The sequence below is a fragment of the Amycolatopsis sp. genome, from assembly GCF_025464955.1.
Lineage (GTDB): Bacteria > Actinomycetota > Actinomycetes > Mycobacteriales > Pseudonocardiaceae > Amycolatopsis.
On the sequence record NZ_JAODNM010000085.1, the window covers coordinates 1 to 26,331 of the forward strand.

Annotated in this window: 19 protein-coding genes and 1 rRNA gene; 8 read left to right on the forward strand and 12 right to left on the reverse strand. The window is 68.4% G+C overall.

Annotation, left to right across the window (positions count from 1 at the left end; genetic code table 11):
• Together JWQ81_RS18960 and glnA are read right to left on the reverse strand one after the other, a co-directional pair.
• A 16S ribosomal RNA gene (locus JWQ81_RS18960) occupies nucleotides 1-372 on the reverse strand; the annotation flags it as partial.
• Nucleotides 373-831: 459 nt separating this feature from the next.
• Complete coding sequence (gene glnA, locus JWQ81_RS18965; RefSeq protein ID WP_297543316.1) at nucleotides 832-2,175, reverse strand: type I glutamate--ammonia ligase; 1,344 nt, start codon at nucleotides 2,173-2,175, stop codon at nucleotides 832-834.
• 61 nt (nucleotides 2,176-2,236) lie between these two features.
• Between glnA and JWQ81_RS18970 the strand changes: the two genes are divergently transcribed.
• Nucleotides 2,237-3,064 (forward strand): LppX_LprAFG lipoprotein, encoded by an 828-nt coding sequence (locus JWQ81_RS18970; RefSeq protein ID WP_297543318.1) that lies wholly within the window; start codon nucleotides 2,237-2,239, stop codon nucleotides 3,062-3,064.
• A 7-nt stretch (nucleotides 3,065-3,071) separates the two neighbouring features.
• Here JWQ81_RS18970 and JWQ81_RS18975 read toward each other — a convergent pair whose 3' ends face one another.
• The gene (locus JWQ81_RS18975) at nucleotides 3,072-4,655 is read right to left on the reverse strand and encodes an alpha/beta hydrolase (RefSeq protein ID WP_297543320.1); all 1,584 of its coding nucleotides are present in this window, start codon (nucleotides 4,653-4,655) and stop codon (nucleotides 3,072-3,074) included.
• A gap of 61 nt (nucleotides 4,656-4,716) precedes the next feature.
• Nucleotides 4,717-6,276, reverse strand: a complete 1,560-nt coding sequence (locus tag JWQ81_RS18980) for an alpha/beta hydrolase (protein WP_297543348.1) — start codon at nucleotides 6,274-6,276, stop codon at nucleotides 4,717-4,719.
• A 141-nt stretch (nucleotides 6,277-6,417) separates the two neighbouring features.
• Between JWQ81_RS18980 and secA2 the strand changes: the two genes are divergently transcribed.
• Both secA2 and JWQ81_RS18990 read left to right on the forward strand, forming a co-directional pair.
• On the forward strand, nucleotides 6,418-8,748 hold the full coding sequence (gene secA2, locus JWQ81_RS18985) for an accessory Sec system translocase SecA2 (protein ID WP_297543322.1): 2,331 nt from the start codon (nucleotides 6,418-6,420) through the stop codon (nucleotides 8,746-8,748).
• Nucleotides 8,749-8,889: 141 nt separating this feature from the next.
• Complete coding sequence (locus JWQ81_RS18990; protein ID WP_297543324.1) at nucleotides 8,890-10,611, forward strand: NAD+ synthase; 1,722 nt, start codon at nucleotides 8,890-8,892, stop codon at nucleotides 10,609-10,611.
• Nucleotides 10,612-10,617: 6 nt separating this feature from the next.
• Here JWQ81_RS18990 and JWQ81_RS18995 read toward each other — a convergent pair whose 3' ends face one another.
• Nucleotides 10,618-11,232 carry a VOC family protein gene (locus JWQ81_RS18995; RefSeq protein ID WP_297543326.1) on the reverse strand — a complete coding sequence of 205 codons (615 nt, stop codon included), beginning with the start codon at nucleotides 11,230-11,232 and terminating at the stop codon, nucleotides 10,618-10,620.
• A 99-nt stretch (nucleotides 11,233-11,331) separates the two neighbouring features.
• Here JWQ81_RS18995 and JWQ81_RS19000 point away from each other — a divergent pair, with 99 nt between their 5' ends.
• Nucleotides 11,332-11,868 (forward strand): methylated-DNA--[protein]-cysteine S-methyltransferase, encoded by a 537-nt coding sequence (locus JWQ81_RS19000; protein ID WP_297543328.1) that lies wholly within the window; start codon nucleotides 11,332-11,334, stop codon nucleotides 11,866-11,868.
• Here JWQ81_RS19000 and JWQ81_RS19005 read toward each other — a convergent pair.
• The 3 genes from JWQ81_RS19005 to lysX form a co-directional block, all read right to left on the reverse strand.
• The gene (locus tag JWQ81_RS19005) at nucleotides 11,865-12,455 is read right to left on the reverse strand and encodes a DinB family protein (RefSeq protein ID WP_297543329.1); all 591 of its coding nucleotides are present in this window, start codon (nucleotides 12,453-12,455) and stop codon (nucleotides 11,865-11,867) included. The two genes, JWQ81_RS19000 and JWQ81_RS19005, sit on opposite strands and share 4 nt — an antisense overlap.
• A gap of 104 nt (nucleotides 12,456-12,559) precedes the next feature.
• Complete coding sequence (locus JWQ81_RS19010) at nucleotides 12,560-13,168, reverse strand: hypothetical protein (protein ID WP_297543331.1); 609 nt, start codon at nucleotides 13,166-13,168, stop codon at nucleotides 12,560-12,562.
• Between the two features lie 37 nt (nucleotides 13,169-13,205).
• Nucleotides 13,206-16,538: a bifunctional lysylphosphatidylglycerol synthetase/lysine--tRNA ligase LysX gene (lysX, locus tag JWQ81_RS19015; protein WP_297543350.1), complete on the reverse strand. Its 3,333-nt coding sequence runs from the start codon at nucleotides 16,536-16,538 to the stop codon at nucleotides 13,206-13,208.
• A 263-nt stretch (nucleotides 16,539-16,801) separates the two neighbouring features.
• Here lysX and panB point away from each other — a divergent pair, with 263 nt between their 5' ends.
• Nucleotides 16,802-17,692: a 3-methyl-2-oxobutanoate hydroxymethyltransferase gene (gene panB / locus JWQ81_RS19020; protein ID WP_297543335.1), complete on the forward strand. Its 891-nt coding sequence runs from the start codon at nucleotides 16,802-16,804 to the stop codon at nucleotides 17,690-17,692.
• A gap of 74 nt (nucleotides 17,693-17,766) precedes the next feature.
• Here the strand turns inward: panB and JWQ81_RS19025 are convergent, their stop codons facing one another.
• From JWQ81_RS19025 to JWQ81_RS19035, 3 genes are all read right to left on the reverse strand, one after another.
• Complete coding sequence (locus JWQ81_RS19025; RefSeq protein WP_297543337.1) at nucleotides 17,767-18,738, reverse strand: cytochrome c oxidase assembly protein; 972 nt, start codon at nucleotides 18,736-18,738, stop codon at nucleotides 17,767-17,769.
• A gap of 27 nt (nucleotides 18,739-18,765) precedes the next feature.
• On the reverse strand, nucleotides 18,766-19,725 hold the full coding sequence (locus tag JWQ81_RS19030) for an undecaprenyl-diphosphate phosphatase (RefSeq protein ID WP_297543338.1): 960 nt from the start codon (nucleotides 19,723-19,725) through the stop codon (nucleotides 18,766-18,768).
• 480 nt (nucleotides 19,726-20,205) lie between these two features.
• Nucleotides 20,206-20,913: a TetR/AcrR family transcriptional regulator gene (locus JWQ81_RS19035; RefSeq protein WP_297543340.1), complete on the reverse strand. Its 708-nt coding sequence runs from the start codon at nucleotides 20,911-20,913 to the stop codon at nucleotides 20,206-20,208.
• 84 nt (nucleotides 20,914-20,997) lie between these two features.
• Between JWQ81_RS19035 and JWQ81_RS19040 the strand changes: the two genes are divergently transcribed.
• Entirely contained in the window at nucleotides 20,998-21,861 is an 864-nt protein-coding gene (locus JWQ81_RS19040) for an NAD(P)H-binding protein (protein WP_297543342.1), read from the forward strand.
• Between the two features lie 4 nt (nucleotides 21,862-21,865).
• Here the strand turns inward: JWQ81_RS19040 and JWQ81_RS19045 are convergent, their stop codons facing one another.
• Nucleotides 21,866-23,332 (reverse strand): PucR family transcriptional regulator, encoded by a 1,467-nt coding sequence (locus JWQ81_RS19045; protein WP_297543344.1) that lies wholly within the window; start codon nucleotides 23,330-23,332, stop codon nucleotides 21,866-21,868.
• Nucleotides 23,333-23,407: 75 nt separating this feature from the next.
• On the opposite strand from JWQ81_RS19045, the gene gabT reads away from it, so the two are divergent.
• Both gabT and JWQ81_RS19055 read left to right on the forward strand, forming a co-directional pair.
• Nucleotides 23,408-24,745, forward strand: a complete 1,338-nt coding sequence (gene gabT, locus JWQ81_RS19050; RefSeq protein WP_297543346.1) for a 4-aminobutyrate--2-oxoglutarate transaminase — start codon at nucleotides 23,408-23,410, stop codon at nucleotides 24,743-24,745.
• Between the two features lie 11 nt (nucleotides 24,746-24,756).
• Nucleotides 24,757-26,187, forward strand: coding sequence for an aldehyde dehydrogenase family protein (locus JWQ81_RS19055; protein ID WP_297543352.1), 1,431 nt, complete (start codon nucleotides 24,757-24,759; stop codon nucleotides 26,185-26,187).
• Nucleotides 26,188-26,331: the final 144 nt, after the last annotated feature.

Sequence of the window (26,331 nt, forward strand, 5' to 3'; positions counted from 1 at the left end):
CGCCCATTGTGCAATATTCCCCACTGCTGCCTCCCGTAGGAGTCTGGGCCGTGTCTCAGTCCCAGTGTGGCCGGTCACCCTCTCAGGCCGGCTACCCGTCGTCGCCTTGGTAGGCCATTACCCCACCAACAAGCTGATAGGCCGCGGGCTCATCCTGTACCGCCAGAACTTTCAACAACCCTGGATGCCCAAGGAAGTGATATCCGGTATTAGACCCCGTTTCCAAGGCTTATCCCAAAGTACAGGGCAGATTGCCCACGTGTTACTCACCCGTTCGCCACTAATCCACTCCGAAGAGCTTCATCGTTCGACTTGCATGTGTTAAGCACGCCGCCAGCGTTCGTCCTGAGCCAGGATCAAACTCTCCAACAATGAATTTGATCAAGACCAAAGACAGCTAACGTAAAACTGTCCATATCTTGTCTAACCACTCAAAGGAACCTCACTACGAGGTTACTTTATACATAAGCTCTACTGGCTTAGTTCACTAGCACACTGTTGAGTTCTCAAGCAACACACTGATCCATAACTAGCGATGCAGCACTAGATTTTACTTAAACTTGGTTCAAGCGATGCTTCATCCCACTAACGTATCTAGTAGGAGGTCGCGGCCCACTTGAGGGCCGACGCTGAACATTACCTGGTCCGATCCGCGGTGTCAAACCCGCTCGGCCCTGGTCCGGTCTCCCGGGGCTTGCAGCCCCGTTGTCCCGGTGTTCCTGGCGACAAGAAGAAGATTACATGGCCGGAAACCCTCCGAAAACAGGGGGGTGGCTTAACGTCATCACCGCAGGTCAGAGGCCGAAAGTTCGGCCTCTGACCGCGGCGGTCTCACAGCACCGGCAGCAACGTCCGCAGCTCGTACGGGGTCACGGCGCTCCGGTAGTTGTCCCACTCGACGCGCTTGTTCCGCAGGAAGAAGTCGAAGACGTGCTCGCCGAGCGCCTCGGGCAACAGCTCGGACTTCTCCATCTCGGCGAGTGCCTCGCCGAGGTTCTGCGGCAACTGGTCGTAGCCGGCTGCCCGGCGCTCGGCGTCGGACAGCTGCCAGATGTCGTCCTCGGCGGGCGGCGGCAGCTCGTAGCCCTTTTCGATGCCCTTGAGCCCGGCGGCCAGGATCACCGAGTACGCCAGGTACGGGTTGCACGCCGAGTCCAGCGTCCGGATCTCCACTCGACGGGAGGACGCCTTACCGGGTGAGTACATCGGCACGCGGACCAGCGCGGACCGGTTCGCCCGGCCCCACGAAACCGTCGTCGGCGCCTCGCTGCCGCTGATCAGGCGCTTGTACGAGTTCACCCACTGGTTCGTGACCGCCGAGATCTCCTTGGCGTGGTGCAGCAGGCCGGCGACGAACGCCTTGCCCGTGGCGGAGAGCTCGTGCGGGTCCTCCGCGTCGTAGAACGCGTTGCGGTCGCCCTCGAACAGGCTGACGTGGGTGTGCATGCCCGACCCGGGCTGATGGGTGAACGGCTTCGGCATGAACGTCGCGCGCACCCCCTGGGTCAGCGCGACCTCCTTGACCACGTACCGGAAGGTCATCACGTTGTCGGCCATCGTCAGTGCATCGGCGTACCGCAGGTCGATCTCCTGCTGGCCGGGGGCGCCCTCGTGATGGCTGAACTCGACCGAGATACCCATCGCTTCGAGGGTCTCGATGGCGTGACGACGGAAGTGCGTGGCCGTCGCGTGGCTGGCCTGGTCGAAGTAACCGCCGTTGTCGGCGGGCTCCGGTTCGCTGCCGTCGTCGGGCAGCGACGCGAGCAGGAAGAACTCGATTTCCGGGTGTACGTAGCAGGTGAAACCCGCTTCGGCAGCCTTCGACAACTGACGGCGAAGGACGTGTCGGGGGTCCGCCCAGGACGGCGACCCGTCCGGCATCTGGATGTCGCAGAACATCCGCGCGGAGTAGTGACCGCCCTCGGGGGTCTCCCACGGCAGCACCTGGAAGGTGGCCGGATCGGGCTTGGCGACCATGTCCGACTCGGCGACCCTGGCGAACCCTTCGATGGCCGAGCCGTCGAAGCCGATCCCCTCGGTGAACGCGCCCTCGAGCTCCGCCGGGGCCACCGCCACCGACTTCAGGAAACCCAGCACGTCGGTGAACCAGAGCCGGACAAAACGGATGTCACGCTCTTCTAAGGTGCGGAGCACGAACTCCTGCTGGCGATCCATGGCCGCACACTAACCACGTCGTGTTAACGGCGTGTTTCGCGACGCGCCGATACCCACTCACGTGTTTCGGAGAACCCTCGCCAAGGGTGGCCTGGCGGTGGCGATCTGCGGAGAATCGGGCCGGTCCGAGTCGAAACCGGCGACCTTCATCACGCGCCCGATCGTGCTGAGTAGTCTCGTGGGCATGCTTCGCCGCCGCTCAGCGCTGGCGGTCCTGCTCGTGGTCGGGTTGCTCGGCGGTTGTTCGTCGTCGCAGCTCGACACCAGCGGCCCGCTGCCCGACGGTCACGGATTGGTGACCGAATCAGCCAACGCCCTCACCGGGCTGCGCAGCGTGCGATTCACGTTCAGCAGCAGCGGTGTCATCCCCGGGTTGCCGATCCGCCAGGTCGAGGGGGACGCGACCCTCGACGGCGGGCCCGGCGGCGCGGCCAAGGGCCAGGCCGACATGCAGGAGTCCATCAACCGGTTCCAGCTGACGTACGTGCTCACTGGCAACAAGCTCTACCTGACGCCGAAGAGCGGGCCGGTCGAGACGGTGCCGGCGCCCGCCGGGTTCACCCCCGCCTCGCTGCTCGAACCGGACGGCGCGCTGCACAAGCTGCTGACCTCGGCCACCGGGATGCAGACCGAGGCCAGTGAGCTGCTCGGCAGCGTCCAGACCTACCGGGTCGCGGCGAAGGTTTCCAAGGCCGTCATCTCGTCGATCATCCCCGGCATCCAGTCCGACGTCGACGTCAAGTTCTGGGTCGCGGAGAACGCGCCGAAGGAGCTGATGCGCATGTGGGTCCAGATCCCGCCGGTCGAGTCCAACGAGGGCGCGACCATGCTCGAGCTCGCGCTGTCCAACCACAACGTGCCGGTGACGGTCACTCCCCCGGCCGGCTGACCAGCGCTTACTTGCAACGGGTGCCGTCCGGGGGCAGGGTGCCCGCGGTCAGGTAGTCCGACGCGGCCTGGTCCACACACGCATTGCCTTCCAGGTAGGCGGTGTGCTGGGTCCCCTCGAAGGTCAGCAGCCGGCCGTGGAGGTCCTTCGCCAGATTGACACCCGCCTGGTACGGCGTCGCGGGGTCGTTGGTCGTGGAGATCACCAGCGTCGGCGGCAGACCGTCAGCTTTCGGCAGATGCGCCTCCGACGTCGGCGGAACGGGCCACATCGCGCAGATGTCCAACTCACTCATATCGGGCGTACCGCCGTCGAGCATCGGCGCGAGCTGGTGCATCTGCTGGTGGGCGGTCTCGATCGTCGCGCGGTCGGACACCCGTTCGTTGTCGACGCAGCGGACGGCCGAATACACGTCGATGAGGTTCGAGTAGGCGCCGGAGTCGTCGCGTTCGTAGTACGAGTCGGCCAGGTCGAGCAGCAGGCCGCCGTCGCCGTGCTTCACTGCGGTCAACGCCGCGGTCAGGGTGTTCCAGGCCCGCTGCGAGTACAGCGCCGCGGTGGTGCCGGTGATGGCGTCGGAGAACGACAGCTTGCGGCCGTCGACCGTCAGTTTCCTGGCGATCAGTGGCTGGACCAGTCGTTGGAAGGTCTGGGTGGCGCCGCCGATGGTCCGGCCCAGCGGACAGCCTGAGCGCGGGACGCACCACTGAGCGAACTGGTCGAACGCGTGCTGGAAGCCGGCGGACTGCGAGACGAGTGAATCGACCTCGCCCTGCTGCGGGTCGATGGCGCCGTCGAGGACCATCGCCCTGACCTTGCCGGGGAACTCCTCGGCGTACCGGGAGCCGATCTCGGTGCCGTAGGAGTAACCCAAATAGGTGAGTTTCTGCTCGCCCAGCGCGCCCCGCAGGATGTCGAGGTCTCGCGCGACGTCCCGGGTGCCGACATTGGCCAGCATGTCCAGCCCGTGCGGGGTGCGCTGGACGCATTTCTCCGTGTAGGCCTTGGCATCGGCCTGCTGCCGGCCGAGCCCGGCGGGCGAGACGTCGCTCGCCGCATCGCCCGCGCGGTCGGCGTCGCGCTCGGCGCCGGTGAGGCAAGTGATGCGCGGCGTGCTGGCCCCGACCCCGCGCGGATCGAATCCGACCAGGTCGAAGCGCTGGACGGGGGCCGAGCTCGGGTTGTCCTCGACGTTGGACACCGCCGCGTCGATCCCGGAAGCGCCGGGGCCGCCCGGGTCCAAGACCAGGGAACCGACACGGTGACCCGGTTGGGTGGCGCGATGCCGCACGACGGCAACCGTGATCGTGTCGCCGTCGGGCTTCGCGTAGTCCAGCGGCACCGAAAGGCGCGCACAGTCGAATTTGGTGTCCTGGAACGCCCTTTTGGTGGAATCGGTGGCCGAGTACGACGTGCAGTCGCCCCAGGCGAGAGTCTGCGCGGTGAACTTCGCCGGCACGACGGCCGCGGGCGGCGGCAGGGGCAGAGGGCGTGACGGTGGAACGGCGGCCGGCTCCGGGGAACAAGCCGCCGTGAACGCCGAAAGCAGGCAAACCGAAAGGAAAACCGCTGTACGGCGTGGGAAAGTCATCGACCCCATCCTGACAGGAGACGCCCCCGTCCGGCACGGTCGGGGGCGTTCTGTCACCTGATCAGCAGCGTGCGCCCACCGCCGGCAGCGTGCCGTCGACGAGGTAGTCGGTGCCTGCCTTGTCGACACACGCATTCCCTTGCAGGAAGACGGTGTGCTGTGTTCCGTTGAAGGTCAGCAGGCTGCTCTTCAACGCCTTCGCGAGGTTCACGCCGGCCTGGTACGGCGTCGCGGGGTCGTTCGTCGTGGAGATCACCAGCGTCGGCGGCAGCCCGGGCGCGTTCGGCTCGTGGGGCTTGGTCGTGTTCGGCACCGGCCAGAACGCGCACGCGTCCCGCGCGTCGCTCGGCGCGCGGCCGTCGTTGAGGAAGGGCGCGGCCTGCTCGTACTCCTTCTGGCCCTGCAGGATCACCTTCTGGTCGGTGACCGGCGGGTCGTCGACGCAGCGAACAGCTGTGAACACGTCCTGGGTGGTGGCGTAGTGGCCCTGGCCGTCACGCTCGTTGTAAAGGTCGGCGAGCTTCATCAGCGTCTCGCCCCGCTGGCGGGTCAGCTCGGTCAGGCCGGTGTTCAGCGGCTGCCACAGTTGTTGCTGGTAGAGCGCCTGGACCGCGGCGATCGACGCGTCGTCGTAGGAGAGCTTGCGGCCGTCGGCCAACTGGACCGGGAAGTCGATGAGCGGACGCACCAGGTTCTGGAAGTTCTTCACCGCGGCGCCGGCGTCGCTGCCGAGCGCGCAGGCCTGCTGGGCGGCGCACCACGTCGCGAACTGGTCGAACGCCTTGCCGAACCCCTGCCCCTGCGCGACGAGCGACTGCACGGCGTCCTGCTGCGGGTCGACGGCCCCGTCGAGCACCAGCGCGCGGACGTTGCCGGGGAAGTCCTCGGCGTAGGTGGAGCCGATGCGGGTGCCGTAGGAGTAGCCGAGGTACGTCAACTTCTTGTCCCCGAGCGCGGACCTCATGACGTCCATGTCCTTCGCGACGTCCCGCGTGCCGATGTTGGCGAGCATCGCGTCGCCGTACTGGGTGCGCTGGGCGCACTTCGCGGCGAAGTCCTTCTGCTCGGCTTCTTCCTTGGCGACGCCGGCCGGCGTGCCGTCGGTGTCGAGGTTCTCGGTGCGCTGCTGGTCTCGCTCGGCGTCGGTCAGGCACTTCACCTCGGGCTGGCTGGCGCCGATGCCACGCGGGTCGAACCCGACCAGGTCGAAGCGCTGGCCGAGGGCGTTCCCGGCGATCTGGGGCACCAACCCCGCCGCGGACTCCATCCCGGAGGCGCCGGGGCCGCCCGGGTTGATCACCAGCGAACCGATCCGATCACCCGTCGCCTTGCGCCTGAGCAGGCCGAGCGTGATCGTGGTGCCCGTCGGCTTCGTGTAGTCCAGTGGCACCGTCAGACGCGCGCACTGGAGATCTTTCTCGCCGAACGACGACCGCGCGTCGGCGGAAGTCGCGTAGGGTGCACAGTCGCCCCAGGTCAAACTCTGCGAGTAGAACTTGTCCAGACCGTTCGGCACCGGACCGACGGGTCCTAGCGACTCCGTCTGCGGTGACGGCGGACCGGCCTGGCCGCCCGAAGTGCACGCCGCGAGCGTGAAGGCGAGCAGGCCGGAAGCGGACAAGGCGGCTACCCGGAGGGCGCGGGACCTGGAGCAGGCAAGATTGGGCACAGGCCTGATGGTGCCATCCGCCTGCGGAACTCAAACGTGGTACCGCTGCGTTGGGTGTGCGCGGACTTCAGTGACACAGACGGGAGACCAAGGGTGGCAGCACTGATCAGCCGGGTGGGCAAACGGCTGCGCCGGATCATCGAACGTCCGGGGAGCGTCGAGCTGACCCGGTACGAAGCGCTGTTGCCGGCCATCGGGGAACTCGAGGCCGAGATCGAGGCACTCGCCACCGATGAGCTCACCGAGCGCGCCGGGAAGCTGCGGGAAGCCGCCGCCTTCGGTGACGCCGAGCTCATCGAGGTCTGCGCGCTCGGCCGTGAGGCCGCTCGGCGGGCACTCGGCGAGCGCGCCTTCGACGTCCAGCTCCTGGGCACGATGGGCCTGCTCACCGCGCACGTCGTCCAGATGGACACCGGTGAGGGCAAAACGCTCGCCGGTGCGCTGGCCGCGGCCGGGTTCGCGCTGCAGGGCAAGCACGTGCACGTCGTCACGGTCAACGACTACCTCGCCCGTCGTGACGCCGAGTGGATGCGGCCGGTGTACGACCTGCTCGGCGTGTCCGTCGGCTGGGTCGAGCCGCTGCACACCCGCGACGAGCGCCACGCCGCTTACGGCGCCGAGATCACTTACGGCGCGGTCAGCGAGATCGGCTTCGACGTCCTGCGGGACAGGCTCGTCACCACGGTCGAGGACCTCGTGCAGCCCGAACCCGAGATCGCGATCGTCGACGAGGCCGACTCGGTGCTCGTCGACGAAGCCCGCGTGCCGCTGGTCATGGCCGGCTCGGTCGACCACGCGGTCGCCGACGAGGAGGTCGCCAAGATCGTCCGGCGGCTCCGGCTCGGTCTGCACTACGAGACCGACTCCGACGGCCGTAACGCGTGGCTGACGACGGCCGGGTCCTCGGTCGTCGAGAAGTCGCTCGGTGGCGTCGACCTCTACGGCGACTCCGGCTCGGACAGGCTCGCCGCGGTCAACGTCGCGCTGCACGCGCACGCGCTGCTCACCCGCGACGTCGACTACCTCGTCCGCGACGGCAAAGTGCAGCTCATCAACGTCGCGCGTGGCCGCGTCGCCGAGCTGCAGCGCTGGCCGGACGGCCTCCAGGCGGCTGTCGAGGCGAAGGAGCAGGTCGCCGCGACCGACCGCGGGGAGATCCTCGACTCGATCACCGTGCAGGCGCTGCTGGCGCGGTACCCGAAGGTCGCGGGCATGACCGGGACCGCGGTGGCGGTCGCCGAGCAGCTCCGCGAGTTCTACAAGCTCGAGGTCGCGGTCATCCCGCCGAACACCCCGAACGTCCGCGAAGACGCGCCGGACCGCATCTTCGCGTCGCCGTCGCAGAAGCTGCGGGCGATCGAGGAGGAGATCCGCAAGGTCCACGAGACCGGGCAGCCGATCCTCGTCGGCACGCAGGACGTCGCCGAGTCGGAGGAGCTGGCCGAGAAGCTGGCGAAGGTCGACCTGCCGTGTGTCGTGCTGAACGCGCGCAACGACGAGGAAGAAGCCGCGATCATCGCCGACGCCGGCAAGCGCGACGCCGTCACGGTGTCGACGCAGATGGCCGGTCGAGGCACGGACATCCGGCTGGGCGGGGCCGACGGCGCGGACCGCGAGGCGGTCGTCGAGCTCGGCGGGCTGCACGTCATCGGCACCGCCCGGTACCCGTCGAGCCGGCTCGACGGGCAACTCCGCGGCCGGTCCGGCCGTCAGGGCGACCCCGGCAGTGCGGTGTTCTTCGCGAGCCTCAACGACGAGCTGGTGCTGCAGAACGCGCCGGACGGCATGGAGAACATCGCCGGCGGTGACGAGTCGGGCGAGATCACCGACCCGGCCGCGCACCGGCAGATCAACCACGCCCAGCGGGTCGCCGAGGGTGTCGACCTGGAGATCCACCGCAACACCTGGCGCTACACGCGGCTGATCGAGCGTCAGCGGCACGAGCTGCTGGACTACCGCGACAAGGTGCTGCGCACCGAACTCGCGGCGGAAACGCTCGAGAAGGCCGAGGCGGAGCGCTACAAGGAGCTCGCCGAGAAGCTGAACGACGAGACCAAGGTCGTCCAGGTGTGCCGTGAGGTCATGCTGTACCACCTTGACCAGCTCTGGTCGGACCACCTCGCGTACCTGACCGACGTCCGGGAGAGCATCCACCTGCGGGCGCTCGCGCGGGAGACCCCGCTCGACGAGTTCCACCGCGCGGCGATCCCGGAGTTCCACAAGCTCATCCCCGGGGCCACCGAGCGCTCGGTGAAGACGCTGGTGGACGCGGAGCTCACCGACGAAGGCATCGACCTGGCCGAGTCGGGCATCCGCCGGGCGAACTCGACGTGGACGTACCTGGTGCACGACAACCCGTTCGACTCCGACTTCGCGCAGACCCTCAAGCGGGTCCGCAGCATGATGAAGCGGTCGAAGAACTAGGGCTAGCGGCTGGGTCTAAGGCTCCCTCGGGGCCACCCCCGTGGCGTTCAAAGCCACCGGGGTGGCCCCGAGGGGTCTCTGGGGTGGGCGCTTCGGCACATCCGCTCGTCCGAGGCGGGGGTGGTGCGCGAGAATGTGGCCATGCCGCAACTGCGCATCGCACTGGCTCAGGTCAACACCACGGTAGGCGACCTCACCGGCAACGCCCGGCTGACCGTCGAATGGACGCGAAAGGCGGCGGAGGCCGGCGCCCACGTGGTGGTGTTCCCCGAAATGTCGCTGACCGGGTACCCGGTCGAGGACCTCTCTCTGCGCAAGACGTTCGCCCGCGCCTCCCACCAGCTCGTCGAGGACCTCGCGAAGGAACTCGACAACGCCGGCTGCGGCGACGTGCTGACGTATGTCGGCCACCTCGACCTCGACGAGGTGGGCCCGCGTGACGCCGCCGCGGCGCTCTACCGCGGCGAGGTCGTCGCCAGGCAGTTCAAGCACCACCTGCCCAACTACGGCGTCTTCGACGAGCACCGGTACTTCAAGCCGGGTGAGACTCTCGACGTCGTCCGGTTCCACGGCCTCGACATCGGCATGGTCATCTGTGAGGACATCTGGCAGGACGGCGGCCCGATCACCGCGCTGGGCAAGGCGGGCGTGGACCTCGTGGTCGCGCCCAACGCGTCGCCGTACGAACGCTCGAAGGACGACGTCCGGCTGCCGCTGATCGCCCGGCGGGCCGCCGAGGCAGGGGCCCCGCTGGTGTACACGAACCAGATCGGCGGCCAGGACGACCTCGTTTTCGACGGCGACTCGATCGTCGTCGGCGCCGACGGCACACTGCTGGCGCGGGCGCCCCAGTTCGCCGAGCACCTGCTCGTCGTCGACCTCGACCTCGAGCCGAGCGGGCACTGCGCCGACGGCGAACTGGCCGGGCTGCACGTGCGGCGCCGGGTCCTCACCGATGCCCCGCTCGCCGCCTACGAGCCGATCACCGAGCCCACCATCAGCGAACCCCTCTCCGAAGAGGCCGAGGTGTGGGCCGCGCTGGTCACCGGGCTGCGGGACTACGTCCAGAAGAACGGGTTCTCGTCGGTCACCTTCGGCTTCTCCGGCGGGATCGACTCGGCCGTCGTCGCGGCGCTGGCGGCCGACGCGCTCGGCGGCGACTCCGTCTACGGGGTCTCGATGCCGTCGGCATACTCGTCGGAACACTCGCGCTCGGACGCGTCCGACCTGGCTCGCCGGATCGGCGCGCACTTCCGCACCGAACCGGTCGAAGCCATGGTCAAGCTTTACGTCGACCAGCTGAACCTGACCGGGCTCGCCGGGGAGAACATCCAGGCGCGCGTCCGCGGCATGCTGCTGATGGCACTGTCCAACCTCGACGGTCACCTGGTGCTGGCCACCGGGAACAAGAGCGAGATCGCGGTCGGCTACTCGACGATCTACGGCGACGCCGTCGGCGCGTTCGCGCCGATCAAGGACGTGTTCAAGACCCACGTCTGGGAGCTGGCGCGCTGGCGCAACGCCGAAGCCGAGAAGCACGGGGAAACCCCGCCGATCCCGGAGAACTCGATCAGCAAACCGCCGTCGGCCGAGCTGAGGCCCGACCAGCTCGACTCGGACTCGCTACCCGACTACGCGCTGCTCGACAACATCCTCGACGGCTACGTCGAGGGCGACCGCGGTTACGCGGATCTGATCGCGGACGGGTTCGACCCGGCGACGATCGACCGCGTGGTGCGCATGGTCGACAAAGCCGAGTACAAACGACGGCAGTACCCGCCAGGCACGAAGATCACCTTCAAGGCCTTCGGCCGGGACAGGCGGCTCCCCATCACCAACGCCTGGCGCGAACACCAGGCCTGAGCCCTCTCAGGTGAGCACGACCGGGGCACCTGTCGCACTTTCGAGGACGGCCACGAGCCCCGGTCGCGGTCCCTGGCGGATCAACAGTTCCAGGCCCAACGTCGTCAACGCCGCCTGTACCCGGGCGGGCTGGGCGTGGACGGCGGTGAAGGCGAGCAACCCGGCCTCCGGCAGCGGCCGGCTGGAGGGATGTGCGGTGCTGCCCCAGTCGATCAGGAACGGCACCAGCCCGTCGAAGGCGCCGCTCGTGGTCAGGCGCCAGCTGAGCAGCTCCCCATCGGCGGTCTTCCTCGACATGGCCTCGGCCCGGCCGGGGTCGTAGCCGGCGGCTCGGGCGCTGGCGATGACACCTGCGAGGTCGCGGGTGCGGGCGGCCCAGGTGACAAGCCTTGGCTCGACGAGGTTGTCGATGCCGAACGGCCTCGGCCCGCTCGGCTCGGGCTGGGCGGGATCCGGGCCGATGACCTCGAGATAGGCGCCGCCGCCGAGACTGGCGAGGTGGTTCGCGGTACCTCGGCCGAGGTGGCTGCCGCCGGGAACGGGCGCGATCCCGGTCAACTTCGTGACGTGGGCGACCGCGGCTTCGAGGTCCGGTCCGGCGAACACGAGATGGTCGAGCATGCGCCCTCCGATTTTCGGCCGATAGGCGAACATACCCAGTCCGCGAGCGGTACGGGATCCTCCTTCTCGGCATTCCTGCGGGCTCGTAGGGTGGAAGGCATGACGGAACTCGGTTTCGCGGTGTTCGGCACGGCCATCGGGCCGTGCGCGATCACCTGGGGCCCGCGCGGGGTGGTCGGTGTGCAGCTCCCCGAAGACAGCGAAGCCGCGACGCGGGCACGGGTGTCCGAGTACTTCGGCGAAGCGACGGAATCCGAGCCACCGCAAGGAATTCGACACGCTATCGACGAGATCGTCGCGCTGCTCGAAGGCTCGCGCGAAGACCTCACCGACATCGAAGTCGACTGGCACGGCGTGCCGGACTTCCACCGCCGCGTGTACGAACTCACCCGCGCGGTCCCACCGGGCAAGACCATCACCTACGGAGACATCGCGAACCAGCTCGGTCAGCCCGGCTCGGCGCAAGCCGTCGGCCAGGCGCTGGGCCGCAACCCCTTCCCGATCGTCATCCCGTGCCATCGGGTGCTGGCCGCCGGACACAAGGACGGCGGCTTCTCCGGCGCGGGCGGCGTCGCGACGAAACGCCGGATGCTGGTGATCGAAGGCGCCATCGCCGACGAACCCACGCTGTTCTAGGCGGGCTGCTCGGCGGGTGACCATGGCTTCATCCACGGCGACTCCGGCCAGCCCTCGGCGGCCGCCATCAGCGGGAACGCGGTGGCACCGTCGACGTGTTCGCGGACGAAGTCGGCGTGGCCGGCGTGCCGCGCGGTCTCCTGGATGAGGTGCAGCAGCACCCAGCGCACCGACCACGCGTCGATGTCCTTGGGGAACCACGGCGCGTCCTGCGGGACAGGCACCGGCTGCCCCAGGTCCTCGATGCCGGCGATGACGGCCTCGGTCTCCTTGGCGACCTCCTCGTAGAAGGCGAGCACCTCTGCGAGCGTCTCGTCCGGACCGAACTCGAAGTGCTGGCTGTACGCCTCTTCGCTCCCCTCGACGGACCCCCGTTCGCGCTGCAGGACGGTGTCGATCCAGCTCTGCTCGGTGTACGCCACGTGTTTGATGAGACCGCCGACGGTCAACGGGCTCTCGGTCGACACCGCGCGCGCCTGTTCGTCGGTGAGCCCGTACGCCGCGATGCGGATGACGTACCGCTGCTGCGCCAGGAACTGGAGCAGGCCATCACGTTCGTCCGCGACCGGCCTGACATTGCCCGCCATGACGGGACCCCTCTCGACGAAGTTGGTGAAGTCCCCAGATCCTCGCACCCGGCACCGACAATTTCGACGCCTTCACGAAGTGCCGACGCACAGTTGTGAAGTGCTCACGGACGCGCACGAAGTGCGCGCACGCGCGCGGACACCGACATCGTGCCGGGCGCCCGGATGACGTAACACCCTCCCGCGGCCAGCAGCACGACCCGCACGATCATCTGGATCCGCGAGAGCAGCCCGCCGAAGTGGCCCACCCCCGGCGAATCCAGCACGAGCACGCCGACCCAGGTGAGCACGATCAGCACCAGCCCGGTGGCGGCGAAGGCGCGCCACCCGCTCGGCCACCACAGCAGCAGGCTGCCCGTACCGAGCACGAACGCCAGGTTCGTGACCAGCAGGACGCCGGCGTTGCCGGGGAAGATCGCCTCGGCGAGCACCAGCACACCCAGCAGCGCGACCGACGCCGCTGTCAGCCGCGCCGTCCAATGGACGGGCGCCAGCCGCACCAGTGGTGGCCCCGAGAGCACGAACGCGGTCCCGGCCACCACCTGCGCGATCCGGAAGACCTCGCGGTACGGCTGCCCGCCGACGGTCAGCCGCCATACCGGTGTGTCCACCGGCGACAGACCGGTGGACAGCACGAACTCCAGCAACCAGGATGAATAAGCGAGGACACCGACGCTGATCAGGGTCACCGCGAACAGTCGAGCCGCACGCACGTTGCACAGGTTAGGCGAACCGACCCGGTTCCACCGGTTAGGCGTGCGGGCGAACGAACGGGAACAACACGGTCTGACGAATCGAAGCCCCGGTGAGCATCATCAGCAGACGATCTATGCCGATCCCGAGGCCGCCGGTGGGCGGCATGCCGTGCTCCAGCGCCCGTAGGAAGTCCTCGTCCAGTTCCATCGCCTCGACGTCACCGCTCGCGGCCCGCAAAGACTGCGCCTCCAGCCTTCGCCGCTGCTCGATCGGGTCGGTCAGCTCGGTGTACGCCGTGCCGACCTCCGAGCCGAAGGCGATCAGGTCCCACCGCTCGGCCAGCCGGGGATCCAGCCGGTGTTGCCTGGTCAGCGGCGACACCTCGGTCGGGTAGTCGGTGTAGAACGTCGGCATCACCGTGTTCGGCTCGACGAAGTGCTCGTGTGCTTTGAGGATCAGGTCCCCGGCTCCGGCGTCCTCGGTGACTTCGATCCCGGCCTGAAAACACAGCCGCCGCAGCACCTCGACCGACGTCCCGGAGTCGACCTGCTCGCCCAATGCGGCGGAAACCGCGTCGTGCACCGGGACGACCGGCCAGTCACCGGAGATGTCGATCTCGACGATCTTCCCGTCCGCGTCCGGCCGCCGCACGACCTGAGCGCCGTACGCCGCTTCGGCCGCGTACTGGATGAGTTCGCGAGTCAGCCGGCGCATGGTGCCGTAGTCCGCGTACGCCTGATACGCCTCCAGCATGGTGAACTCGGGGTTGTGCGTGGCATCGACGCCCTCGTTGCGGAAGTTGCGGTTGAGCTCGAACACCCGCTCCACCCCGGCGACGCACAGCCGCTTGAGGTAGAGCTCCGGCGCGATCCGCAGGTACATCCGCATGTCGTAGGCGTTGATGTGGGTGACGAACGGCCGCGCGTTCGCTCCACCGTGGACGGTCTGCAGCATCGGGGTCTCGACCTCGAGGAAGTCGCCGTGGTGCAGGCGCTCCCGCACCGCGCGGACGACCGTGCTCCGCATCCGCAGCGCCTGCGCCGAATCCGGGTTGACCACCAGGTCGAGGTAGCGCTGCCGGACCCTGGTCTCCGGGTCGGTGAGACCCTTCCGCTTGTCCGGCAACGGGTGCAGGCACTTCGCGGTGACCGTCCACTCGTCGACGAGCACCGAGAGCTCGCCGCGTTTCGACGTCACGACCTGACCGCCGACGCCGACATGGTCGCCGAGGTCGACCCCACTGTGCCAACCGGACAGATCGAGCTCGCGGGCGTCGAACATCAGCTGCAGCTCGCCGGAGAAGTCACGCACCCTGGCGAAGCACAGCCCGCCGAGGTCCCGCAGGGCGATCACGCGGCCGGCGACCTTGACCCGGTGTCCGGTCTGGGTGTCGGGTGCCAGGTCGGCGAACTTCTTCACGACGTCGCCGAGCACGTCCTCACGCTCGAAACCGACCGGGTACGGGTCGATCCCGGCCGCGCGCAGCTTGTCCAGCTTGGCGATCCGGACGCGCACCTGCTCCGGCCGGCGGGCGGCCTTGGGGGCCAGCCGGGCGGCGGCTTCGTCGATTTCCTTGGCCTGCGCGACGAACTCGTCCGTCACCGTCTCCAGCCGCAGTGCCCGCCGGGACGTCCCGGTGGGTACGAACCCTTCGAGCGCACCGGCCACGATGCCGACCCTCGGCAACCTTCGCGCGGAGGAGTAACAGAAGAACCGGGGCTCCCAATCAGGCCCGTACTTCGCGTTGGACCGGTACAGCGACTCCAGCTGGAAGAACCGCGAAGCCAGGCTCAGAATCGCGCGCCACAGCCGCAACACCGGCCCGGCGCCGATCCGTTCGCCCTCGGAGAACACCGCGCGGAACATCGCGAAGTTCAGCGAAATCCGTTGCGCGCCAAGGTGCGAGCCGGCCGCGACGACCTCCGCGATCATGTACTCGTTGAGCCCGTTCTCAGCCTCGCGGTCACGACGCATCAGGTCGAGCGAAAGCCCGCGCCTCCCCCAAGGGACGAACGACAGTAGCCCGCGCAGCTCGCCCTTCGCGTCGTAGGCCTCGACCATGACGCTCCGGCCGTCGCTGGGATCGCCGAGCCTGCCCAGCGCCATCGAGAACCCGCGCTCGGTCTCGTCGCCGCGCCACCGTTGCGCCTGAGCCAGCAGCACCGCCATCTCGTCGGCGGGGATTTCCCCGTGCCGCCGGACCTGGCTGGTGTAACCGGCCCGCTCGATGCGCTTGACGGCTTGGCGGACCGAACGGCGCTCCGGGCCGGCGAGGCTGAAGTCGCGGACGTCGAGCACGGCCTCGTCGCCGATCTCGAGCGCCTTCAAACCGGCCGCCGCGTACGCCTTGGCGCCGCGCTCACTCGCTCCGAGCACGCCGGGAGTCCAGCCGTACACCCGTGCCTCGTCGAGCCACGCCTGCACGGCGTCCGGCCAGGCCTCGGGGTCGCCGATGGGGTCCGCACTGGCAACGCTGGTGCCCGCGAGCACGCGGTACGTCACGGCCGCCCGGCCGGACGGCGCGAAGACGACGCTCTTGTCGCGACGGGTGGCGAAGTAGCCGAGCGAGTCGTCTTCGCCGTGTTCGGCGAGCAACTTGCGCAGGCGCAGCTCCTCGGCATCGGTCCTCTTGCGACTGGAGCGCACCCCGCGGAACAACGTGTACAGCGCGGCGGCCGCTACGAGCGTCGCGCTGACGTCCAGCAGCGTGTCGAGCCAGCTCGGCCCAGCGGAGACATTGAGCAGCCGGATCTGGATGACTTCACCGGTCGAATGGTTGGCCACCCAGGCTAACCGCTCCCAGGCGTCGCGCAGGCGGCCGGGGAACGCCTCGGTGATCACCCAGCCGACCAGGATCACCACGGCCATCCCACCGAGCAGTACGGACAGCGCGTGCCGCCAGGCGCCGATGGCCAGCCGGGCGGGGAACGCCGGGCGCAGCTGGAACAGCAGCACGATCAGCCCGATCGACACGAGGTCCGCCACGGTCAACGCCCAGAACGTCACCGGGATGTTGCGGACCATGTGCCCGTGGAAGCCGTTGAGCACCCGCGGGTTCACCAGCACGGTGATCTGCTGACCGACGACCATCAGCAGCCCGCCGACCTGGAACAGGATCAGCGCGTCGAGCGCGGCCCGTTTGCGCCGGCGCAGCGCGGCGCCCAGCACCGCTAGCACCAGCACGATGAACAGGTTTGCCGACACTGGAAGGCTCAGCACCGAGAACAACCCGACGACCAACCGGCGTAGATGCCCGAACGCCCCGTTGAACACCAGCAACAGGAGCGAGCTCAACGCGCCGAGCTGCACGACCGAGGCCGCGACACCCCCGGCTTTGCGTTTCCACTGCGGCACGGCGTTCGCGTGCTCGCTGTTCGGGTGTTCCATCGTCGCCTTTCGAGCCTTTTCGGTCGTCATGTCTCCCTCAAGACGCCAGTCAACCGTCCTGGGTTGTCCTCAGGCGTCATCCCCAAGTAGGACGTCCGGTTCTCGTTTCGCTTGATCCTGTCGCGGGCGGCCGGACCGACCCGCGCGTGTGAAGCTGGTCCCACGACCTTGGGAGCGGGCCTGGAGCATGTCAGGCTTTGCCTGTTCAGGCTCCACGACCCGGGGACCTCCGCGAGGCCTCGAGGGAAGGACGGTCGACAAAGATGTCCACCACCAGTGAATCCGGCACCGAATCCGACGCTGCCGAGCTGGCCGCGCCCTACGGGAACGGCCCGGCCCAAGCCACCAAGCCGGTCAAGAAAGTACGCGTCCACCACCTGCGCGAGCTCAAAGAGCGCGGCGAACCGTGGCCGATGCTCACCGCGTACGACATGTACACCGCCGAACTGTTCGACGAGGCCGGGATCCCGGTCCTGCTGGTCGGCGACTCGGCCGCCAACAACGTGTTCGGCTACGACACCTCGCTGCCGGTGACCGTGGACGAGCTGCTGCCGCTGGTCCGGGGCGTCACCCGATCGGTCAAACGTGCGCTGGTCGTCGCCGACCTGCCGTTCGGTTCTTACCAGCTTTCGCCCGAACAGGCGCTCGCCACGTCCGTGCGGTTCATGAAGGAAGGCCGCGCGCACGCCGTCAAACTTGAGGGCGGACGCCGGTTCGCGGCCCACGTCGAGGCGTTGACCTCGGCCGGGATCCCGGTGATGGGCCATATCGGATTCACCCCGCAGAGCGAACACAACCTGGGCGGATACCGCGTGCAAGGCCGCGGCGAAGCAGCCGAAGTGCTGCTCGCCGACGCGCTCGCGCTGCAGGAAGCCGGGGCGTTCGCGGTGGTGATGGAAATGGTGCCGGCGGAGGCCGCGAAGCGGGTCACGCACGAACTCGCGATCCCGACCGTCGGTATCGGCGCCGGCCCGGACTGCGACGCCCAGGTACTCGTCTGGCAGGACATGGCCGGGTTGCGCCGCGGAAAGACACCACGGTTCGTCAAGCGGTACGCCGACCTCGCCGGGGTGCTGTCCGGTGCGGCCACCGCGTTCGCCGACGACGTCCGCCGCGGTGAGTTCCCGGCCGCGGAGCACGCCTTCCACGACTGACCGAGGTCGAACGAACGGAACTTTCCTCGCGTTCTTCGGGAGGAAAGTTCCGTTCAGGCCGGTGAAAGTCCGCCTCACCGGCGCTTGAAGCGCTCGGCGAGCACGGGATCGTTCTCCCACCAGAGACCGGATTTGGCGGAGGCTTCGCCCGCTTCGACGGATTCGGCCGCCTGGGCTTCCTCGGCGTCGAGTTCGGCGTCGATCTCCTTCGCCTTACGGTTGTCGTCGCGCGACCAGCGGACGAAGAGTGCTGCCACGAAAGGCAACCCGGCGACGTCACCGCCGATCCAGAGCACGCCGGCGCCGATGATCTGGTCGATCCGGAGATCCGGGCCCCAGGTTCGGGCTATCGCCTCGTAGTAGTCCGGGGCGACGAGCGGCCCGAGCCAGATGACCAGGCCGAGCACGCCGTCGAAGATGACCTCGGTGAGCGCGATCCACACCGACACCAGATGCGAGTCCTCGCGCGGGGTCGGGTCGAGCTGGACCCGAGTCCAGAAGTAGATGAAACCGGCGCCCAGCACAACGAGCTTGACCAGGCCGTCCACAACGGAGTTACGGAGGCAGAGCTCGTACAGCGGGGTCAGGTAGATCACGAACGGCGGCACCACCAGCACCAGCGTGACCACCAGAGGGAAGGTCAGGGTGCGTGCCGCGCGGCCGCGGCCGATGCGGCGCAACCTGGCGCCGACCGTGCTGGGCACCGTTGCCATCAGCAGGGTCAGGGGCGCGCCAAGCGCAAGGAAGAGCGGAGCGACCATCAGCAGCGTGGTCACCTGCACGGCGCGAGCCCAGAACAGCGTGCCGTCGTAGGTACCGATGAAGGAGCACGTGACCACCAGCAGCGTCGCGAGGCCGCCGAAGAAGCTCACCACGCGGCCGTGCGGCCAACTCCCGACTCTGCGCACGGCCATCAGGTACAGCGCGCCCAGCACGACGACACCGACGATCGCGGGCACGTCGAACTGCCACGCCGTCAGGACGCGCCCGACGGTGAGTGGGGGCAGGCTTTGACTCACCGGAGTGTCGATGGCTCCAGTCTCCACTTTTCCGTTCTATTCACCGCAACCGGGTCACACAGCGAAAAAGATCAGACTGCCGATTCCGGCAATGGCGCAATAGATGGCGAACGGGGTCAACGTGCGCGATTCGAAGTAGTTCGTGAGGAAACGGACAGCGATGTAGGCCGCGATGCCGGCCACCAGACTCCCGACCAGCGCGGGGCCGAGGGACGAGCGGTTCTCGGGCTGGAACAGGCTCGGCATCTTGAGCACGCCGGCAGCGAGGATGACCGGGGTCGCCAGCAGGAAAGCGAAGCGCGCGGTGTCTTCGTGGCTGAGGCCGCGACGAAGCCCGGCGACCATCGTGATGCCGGAGCGGCTGATGCCTGGCAGAAGCGCGAAGATCTGCGCGGCGCCGACGAACATGGCCTCACCGACGCCGAGTTTGGCGAGCCGCTGATCGGTTTCCTCGTCCTCGGTGAGAGGTTCCGCGGGGATCGCGTTCATGATCATCGTCTGCTCGGCGGAGAAGTCGATGGTCTCCTCAGCCCGGGAGACGCCTACCGGCTCGACTGCCTTCGGCTTCGAGAACTTCTCGGCGGCGTAGAGCACACCGCCATTGAGCGCGAGGAAGATCGCCGCCGGGATCGGCTTGCCGAGATAGTCGCGGAGCACGCTTTCCAAGAGCAGCCCGGCGATACCGACCGGGATCGTCGCGAGGATGAGCAGCCACGCGAGGCGCTGTTCGGGACTGCGGACCTCCCGGTAGCGGATCGACGTCCACAGCCCGCCGATGAGCCGCACCCAGTCGCGGCGGAAGAACAGCACCAGTGCGAGGGCCGTCGCCACGTGCATGGCCACGAGCACGGCCAGATACGGCGAGTCCTTGGTGATGCTCAGATCGGCCTGCCACTGGCCGCCGATCCAGGCCGGCAACAGGATGCTGTGCCCGAGACTGGACACGGGAAACAATTCGGACACCCCCTGCAGCGCGCCCACCACGATCGCCTCTATGTATGTCACGCCGGACATGAAGGACCTTCCCTAGGAAATTTTTTTTCTGGCGGCACACCGCTCACTCAGTCCCGAAAACTACGCAGCGATGAGTTAACGGCGCGCAAAACGGGCACTTCGACCACGTCCAGTAACCAGTCCCGGCGTTCACGTATCTGAATCCCAATCATGTACTTGACGCTGTTCAGTGTGTGTCTTAGCGTTTAGCCACCGCACCACGGTAAGCACCAGCGATCTCGACGAGGAGAGCCTTGATGCGTCTTTGCGAGCGGATTGTGGTCACGCTACTGGGTCCCTATACCCAGCTCTCGACGGGAATACCGACGACGCCAACCACACCGGACACGGCGACACCAGTGACCACGACCTGGCGCAGCCCTGCCTTCACGGATATCTCCACCATGAGCGGCCGCTGAGCCGCGCCAAAGACCGGGGACCCGCTCAGCCCGGCGGCGGGAGCGGGTCCCCAACCTTTTTTCCCGCATAGCAGCGAATGGCTCAACCGCTGACGGCTCGGTTCAGCCACTCCGACATCAGCGCGCGCTCGGTGGAAGTCAGCATCGGCAGCTGCGGCACGACGGTCAGGAACGCGACGGCGGCAGCGGTCGTGCCGTCCTCGGCGGGGGCGGGCAGATCGGTCAGGATCGATCGCGTCACCGCGTCGTACATCGCGTCCGCGAGGTCGAGGCTCCGGTCGTGCGGCGGCTTGGAGAGCAGCGCGAGCACGGCACCGGTGCCGGCGGCGTGAATCAGTTCGACGGCACGTTCTTCCGCGACGCGGAGCCTGCCGATCGCCGCGACACGACGCACGCGGCCCCGCAAGACCTCCAGGCCGGCGGCCGCGGCCGGAGACCGGGTGCCGCGGCCGGGATCGGTGAGCAGACCGAACAGCGCCGCATTGGCAAGGCCGAAGCCGACGTGCGTGTCCCACCCCGCCCGAAGGTCCTCGATCGGGTCACCGCTGTTCGCGACGAGCACCTTTTCCGCGACGTAGGCGGCGAAAACGTGTTCGGCGACGGCATCGAGCAGGCCGTCCTTGTCCCCGAAGACCCGGTAGATGGCGGGCGGCTGCAGGCCGGCGGCCTGAGCGACAGCACGGGTGGTGACAGCGGCGGGGCCGTGCTCGTGAAGGAGCCGCGCCGAGACCTCCACCAGGCTCTCCCGCATGTCGAGCCTGCCGATATCGATCGTCAACTCTTCCGCCATGATTCCAACGATACCGCATATTTGCTAACAGTGTATTTCCAGTGTTATCGTTTTGTTGATTCCAACGATAACGCGAGGTAGCACATGATCATCATCACCGGCGCCACCGGCAAACTCGGCTCCCGGATCGTCGACCGGCTGCTGGACCGGGTCCCGGCGGACCAGGTCGGCATCAGCGTTCGCGACCCCGGGCGCGCCGCCGACCTCGCCGCACGAGGCGTACGTGCGCGACGAGGCGACTTCACCGACCCCGGCTCGCTCGCCGACGCGTTCGAGAGCGCCACGCAGGTGCTCGTCGTCTCGGCAAGCGAGACGGGTGACCGGGCGGTTGCCCAGCACGTCGCGGCGATCGAGGCTGCCCGCGCCGCTGGTGCGGAGCGCGTCGTGTACACAAGCCACCAGGCCGCCGGCGCAGATTCGCTCTTCGCGCCGATGCCCGACCACGCCGCCACCGAGCGGTACCTGGCCGAGACGGGCACGCCGTTCACCGCCCTGCGCAACGGGTTTTACGCCGGCACCATCCCGCTGCTACTCGGTCAGGCGCTCGAGACCGGAGAACTCGTCGCGCCGGCCGACGGGCCGGTGTCGTGGACCACGCACGACGACCTCGCCGAAGCGGCAGCGATCATCCTCGCCGACGAAGGCCGCTTCGACGGCGCGACTCCACCACTGACGGCGGCGGACGCGCTCGACCTGGGAGACGTCGCCGGCATCCTCAGCGAACTCACCGGACGCCCGATCCGCCGCGTTGTCGCCGACGACGAAGAATGGACGGCCGGGTTGATCGAGCACGGTGTCCCGGAGGCCCAAGCGACCATGCTGCTGGGCATGTTCCAGGCCGCGCGCCGCGGCGAATTCGCCACCACCGGCTCCACCCTCGAGCAGCTGCTGGGACATCCGGCCGCGCCGGTCCGCTCGCTCCTCGAAGGAGTCGCCGCCCCGCGCTGAACACTTACTCAACTTGCAGGGCAAGCCAGAGTTCCGCGCGGACGCCGGGGGCGTCGAGGCTCCGGCCGGTCAACTCCTCGACCTTGCGGATGCGGTTGCGCAGGGTGTGCCGATGGACGCCCAGCACCGACGCGGTGTGGTCCCAATGCCCGTGGTTTTCCAGCCAGCAGCGCAGCGACACGAGCAGATCTCCGCGTCCGGTGTCGTCGTGGCGGCGCAGCGGCGACAGCAGGGCGTCGGCGAACGCGCTCGCCGCGTCGGGCGCGACCAGGTCGAGCAGTCCTCGCCCGGCGTAGTCGGCGAACCGCAGCAACGGCACCCGCTCGGCCTGGGCGGCTCGTGCGGCCTGCGCGGCTTGGCTCCGCGCGAGCTCGAAGTCCACAATGGAGGTACACCGGGCCGATCCGGTGTGGATGCCGGGGAACTGAGCCGGTTCGACCGCGGAACCGGCGACCACGACGACGGAATCCCGCAACTCCGCGAAGAACACCGGGTCCGCGGCGGTTGAAGCCTCCGCGTCCAGTGTGTCGAAAACGGCTCTGCGGGCCGACTTGGCCCCGACCAGGACCAGGACCGACCACGGCAGTTCCGGCGCGGCGCCCCACAACGTCCTCATCGACTGGGTCGCGAGTTCGGCCTCACCAGCGGAAAGGAGTTCGACCAACCCGGTCCTGATCCGGCGCAGCGCGACCCCTTGCTCCCGGTTCTGTTCCTGCGCAAGGGAAAGAAGCGATGCGGCGGTGTTCACGAGGTACCGCTCGGCGGTGTCCATCGCGGCTTCGAACCCGACGGCGAGATAGCCGGGCGTGCGGGTGTCGAGCGCCTGCACGACGAACTCGCGCTCACCGACACGGACACCCGAACTCGCCAGCCGGGTGCCACCGCGCAGGTGCTCGACCTGGCCACGCAGGTCCACGGCTCGGGCGGACGCGGGCGCCGCTTCAGTCACCTTGCCGGCCGCGTCGAGCAGGAGCACCCAGCCGCTGGTCACCTTGGCCAACCGCCGGACGACAGCGCCGGGACCGCCTCGCCCCACTGCCGCCCTGGTCAGTTCCTGCTGACCGCGCCCGGTACGCACGAGCGACGCGTACTCGTCGGCAGCGACGGCGCGCGAAACCGCCCTGGTGATGGCGATGAACGGTGTCCGCTTCGGCACCTCCAGCAGCGGCAGCCCGGCCTCCGCAGCCGCGGCTACCAGCGCTGCGGGTGCGGTGTCGTGGCTAAGCCCGACACCGAAGCCGACCCCGGCCACACCTGCTTCGACGAGCCGCCGGACGTACGCCGACGACGTCTTCTCGTCGAGCGCGAGACCCGTCGTGAGCAGCAGCTCGCCGCCTTCGAGGAAGGCCTGCGGATCGGTCAGCTCGGTCGGGTGCACCCAGCCGATCGGCCTGCTCAGCGCGTCCGAGCCCGCGAGGACCCGTAGACCCAGCGAAGGTTCGGCAACGAGCGCGGCCAAGGTCAGTGCCATAACGGCTAATTCTAGTGTCTGACATGGCCACTACGTCCACCTGACGTCGACCTCGCGTGAACCCATGCTGAAGCTATGACTACGACCGAACCCGCACTCCGGCACCGCAAGCTGGTCACCGAGATCCCCGGTCCCGCCTCCCGCGAGCTGCAGGCGCGCCGGGCCGGCGTGGTGGCCGCCGGGGTCAGCTCGGTCCTTCCCGTCTACGTCGCCTCCGCCGAAGGCGGCCTGCTCACCGACGTCGACGGCAATACGCTGATCGACTTCGGCTCCGGGATCGCGGTGACCAACGTCGGGCACAACGTCCCGGCCGTGGTCGACCGCGTCCGCGAGCAGGTCGGGAAGTTCACCCACACCTGTTTCATGATCGCGCCCTACGAGGGCTACATCGAGGTCTGCGAGGCGTTGGCCGAGCTGACGCCGGGAGACCACGAGAAGCGCTCGGTGCTGTTCAATTCCGGTGCCGAGGCGGTGGAGAACGCGGTGAAGATCGCCCGCGTGGCCACCGGACGACAGGCCGTCGTCGTGTTCGACCACGCCTATCACGGCCGCACCAACCTCACGATGGCGCTGACCGCGAAGTCCGTCCCGTACAAGCATGGTTTCGGCCCGTTCGCGCCCGAGGTCTACCGCGTGCCCGGCTCGTACCCCTTCCGTGACGGCCTGAGCGGCGCGGAGGCCGCCGCGGTCGCGATAGACCGGATCGAGAAGCAGATCGGCGGCGACCAGGTGGCCGCCGTGGTGATCGAGCCGATCCAGGGCGAAGGCGGATTCATCGAGCCCGCTCCCGGTTTCCTGCCCGCGCTGTCCGCGTGGTGCACCGCGAACGGCGTCGTGTTCGTCGCCGACGAAGTCCAGACCGGGTTCTGCCGCACCGGCGAGTGGTTCGCGTCCTCGCACGAAGACGTCGTCCCGGACCTGATCGCTACCGCCAAGGGCATCGCCGGCGGGCTGCCGCTTGCCGCGGTGACGGGTCGCGCCGAGCTCGTCGACGCGGTTCCCGCGGGCGGCCTCGGCGGCACGTATGGCGGAAACCCCGTCGCGTGTGCGGCGGCGCTCGGCTCGATCGAGACCATGCGCACCCAGAACCTCGCCGAATCCGCGCGGCGCATCCACGACATCGTCGTGCCCCGCCTGCGCGCGCTTGCCGAGCGAACCGGCGTGATCGGCGACGTTCGCGGCCGTGGCGCGATGCTCGCGGCGGAGTTCGTCAAGCCCGGCACCAACGAGCCGGACGCGGCGCTGACTTCGCGAGTCGCGAAGGCGTGTCACGCGGCCGGAGTCGTTGTGCTGACCTGCGGCACTTACGGCAACATCGTGCGGCTGCTCCCGCCGCTTTCCCTGTCCGACGAACTGCTCGACGAAGGTCTGTCCGTCCTCGAGCACGCTGTTCTCACGGAGGTTTCACTGTGACGATCTCCCCTCTGACCATCTCCCCGTTCTGGGTGGCCGGCAAACCGGTGACCAGCGAGCAGACTGTTGTCGTCCGGAGCTCTTTCGACGGCAGTGAAGCCGGTTCGCACTACGTACCGTCCACTTCGGACATCGAAGCCGCCGTGCAGGCCGCCCACGACGTTCGCGAGGAAGCCGCGACGACGCCCGCGCACGTCCGCGCGGCCGCGTTGGACCACGTGTCCCGGACGTTGGGTGAACGGTCCGAAGAGATCGCGCGGATCATCACCGCCGAGTCGGGGAAGCCGCTGAAGTGGGCACTCGGCGAAGTCGGCCGCGCGGTGTCGACGTTCCGCTGGGCCGCCGAGGAGGCCCGCCGGTTCTCGGGCGAGCTGCAGCGTCTCGACACCGACCCCGGTGGCACCGGCCGGATGGCGATCGTGCGGCGCGTGCCGAAGGGCCCGGTGCTGGGCATCACGCCGTTCAACTTCCCGCTGAACCTGGTGGCGCACAAGGTCGCACCGGCGATCGCGGTCGGCGCGCCGATCGTGCTCAAGCCCGCGCCCGCGACGCCGCTGACCGCGCTGGTGCTCGGTGAGATCCTCGCCGAGACGAACCTCCCGGCCCGAAGCTGGTCGATCCTGCCCACGGACAACGAAGCCGCCGCGAAGCTCGTGGCCGATCCGCGGCTGCCCGTGGTGTCGTTCACCGGATCCGTTCCGGTCGGCTGGGGTATCCGCGATTCCGTGCCGCGCAAGCATGTCGCGCTGGAACTCGGCGGCAACGCGGCCGTGCTGGTTTGTCCTGATTGGACGGACCTGGACTTCGCGGCGCAGCGGATCGCGACCTTCGCGATGTACCAGGGCGGGCAGTCGTGCATCTCGGTGCAGCGCGTCTATGCGCACGCCGACGTCTACGACGAGCTCGTCTCCAAGGTGACCGAGCAGGTGCGCGCGATGGGCGTCGGCGACCCGAGTTCGCCGCGGACCGACGTCGGCCCGCTGATCACCACCGCCGCCGCCGAGCGCGTCGAGTCGTGGGTCGCCGAAGCCGTGCAACTCGGCGGCGAGTTGCTGACCGGCGGCGGCCGCGACGGCGCGACCGTCGAACCGACCGTGCTGACCGGCGTGCCCGAGAACGCCAAGGTGGTGGCGGAGGAGGTGTTCGGGCCGGTCGTGTCGATCAACAAGGTCTCCTCCGTCGACGAGGGACTGCGGCTGATCAACGATTCGAGGTTCGGGCTGCAGGCCGGGGTGTTCACCAAGGACCTCGCGACCGCGTTCGACGTTTCGGCGAAACTGCAGGTGGGCGGGGTTGTCATCGGGGATGTCCCGAGCTTCCGCGCCGACCAGATGCCCTACGGCGGGGTGAAGGACTCCGGCGTCGGACGTGAAGGCCCCGCTTCCGCGATGGCCGACTTCACCGAGGAGCGCGTCACGATCCTGACCGGCCTCACCCTCTAAAGCCTCGTGAGCGTTGCGGCCGGTTCTAACCGGCTGTGCTGTCTCAGGACTTCGTGAACACATGTGTCCCACGACATCGTGAACAGTTTCTCATACCGGTGTGTCCTGGGTCGGCCCTTGGGCCGGCCCAGGACGTCTCGGGGT

What these genes read in the sequence shown, in the direction of transcription:
- glnA (WP_297543316.1), bottom strand. Translation starts at nt 2,175, where the DNA reads ATGGATCGCCAGCAGGAGTTCGTGCTCCGCACCTTAGAAGAGCGTGAC.
- JWQ81_RS18975 (WP_297543320.1), bottom strand. Translation starts at nt 4,655, where the DNA reads ATGACTTTCCCACGCCGTACAGCGGTTTTCCTTTCGGTTTGCCTGCTT.
- JWQ81_RS18990 (WP_297543324.1), top strand. Translation starts at nt 8,890, where the DNA reads ATGCCGCAACTGCGCATCGCACTGGCTCAGGTCAACACCACGGTAGGC.
- JWQ81_RS18995 (WP_297543326.1), bottom strand. Translation starts at nt 11,232, where the DNA reads ATGCTCGACCATCTCGTGTTCGCCGGACCGGACCTCGAAGCCGCGGTC.
- JWQ81_RS19000 (WP_297543328.1), top strand. Translation starts at nt 11,332, where the DNA reads ATGACGGAACTCGGTTTCGCGGTGTTCGGCACGGCCATCGGGCCGTGC.
- JWQ81_RS19005 (WP_297543329.1), bottom strand. Translation starts at nt 12,455, where the DNA reads ATGGCGGGCAATGTCAGGCCGGTCGCGGACGAACGTGATGGCCTGCTC.
- lysX (WP_297543350.1), bottom strand. Translation starts at nt 16,538, where the DNA reads ATGGAACACCCGAACAGCGAGCACGCGAACGCCGTGCCGCAGTGGAAA.
- panB (WP_297543335.1), top strand. Translation starts at nt 16,802, where the DNA reads ATGTCCACCACCAGTGAATCCGGCACCGAATCCGACGCTGCCGAGCTG.
- JWQ81_RS19030 (WP_297543338.1), bottom strand. Translation starts at nt 19,725, where the DNA reads ATGTCCGGCGTGACATACATAGAGGCGATCGTGGTGGGCGCGCTGCAG.
- JWQ81_RS19035 (WP_297543340.1), bottom strand. Translation starts at nt 20,913, where the DNA reads ATGGCGGAAGAGTTGACGATCGATATCGGCAGGCTCGACATGCGGGAG.
- JWQ81_RS19040 (WP_297543342.1), top strand. Translation starts at nt 20,998, where the DNA reads ATGATCATCATCACCGGCGCCACCGGCAAACTCGGCTCCCGGATCGTC.
- JWQ81_RS19045 (WP_297543344.1), bottom strand. Translation starts at nt 23,332, where the DNA reads ATGGCACTGACCTTGGCCGCGCTCGTTGCCGAACCTTCGCTGGGTCTA.
- gabT (WP_297543346.1), top strand. Translation starts at nt 23,408, where the DNA reads ATGACTACGACCGAACCCGCACTCCGGCACCGCAAGCTGGTCACCGAG.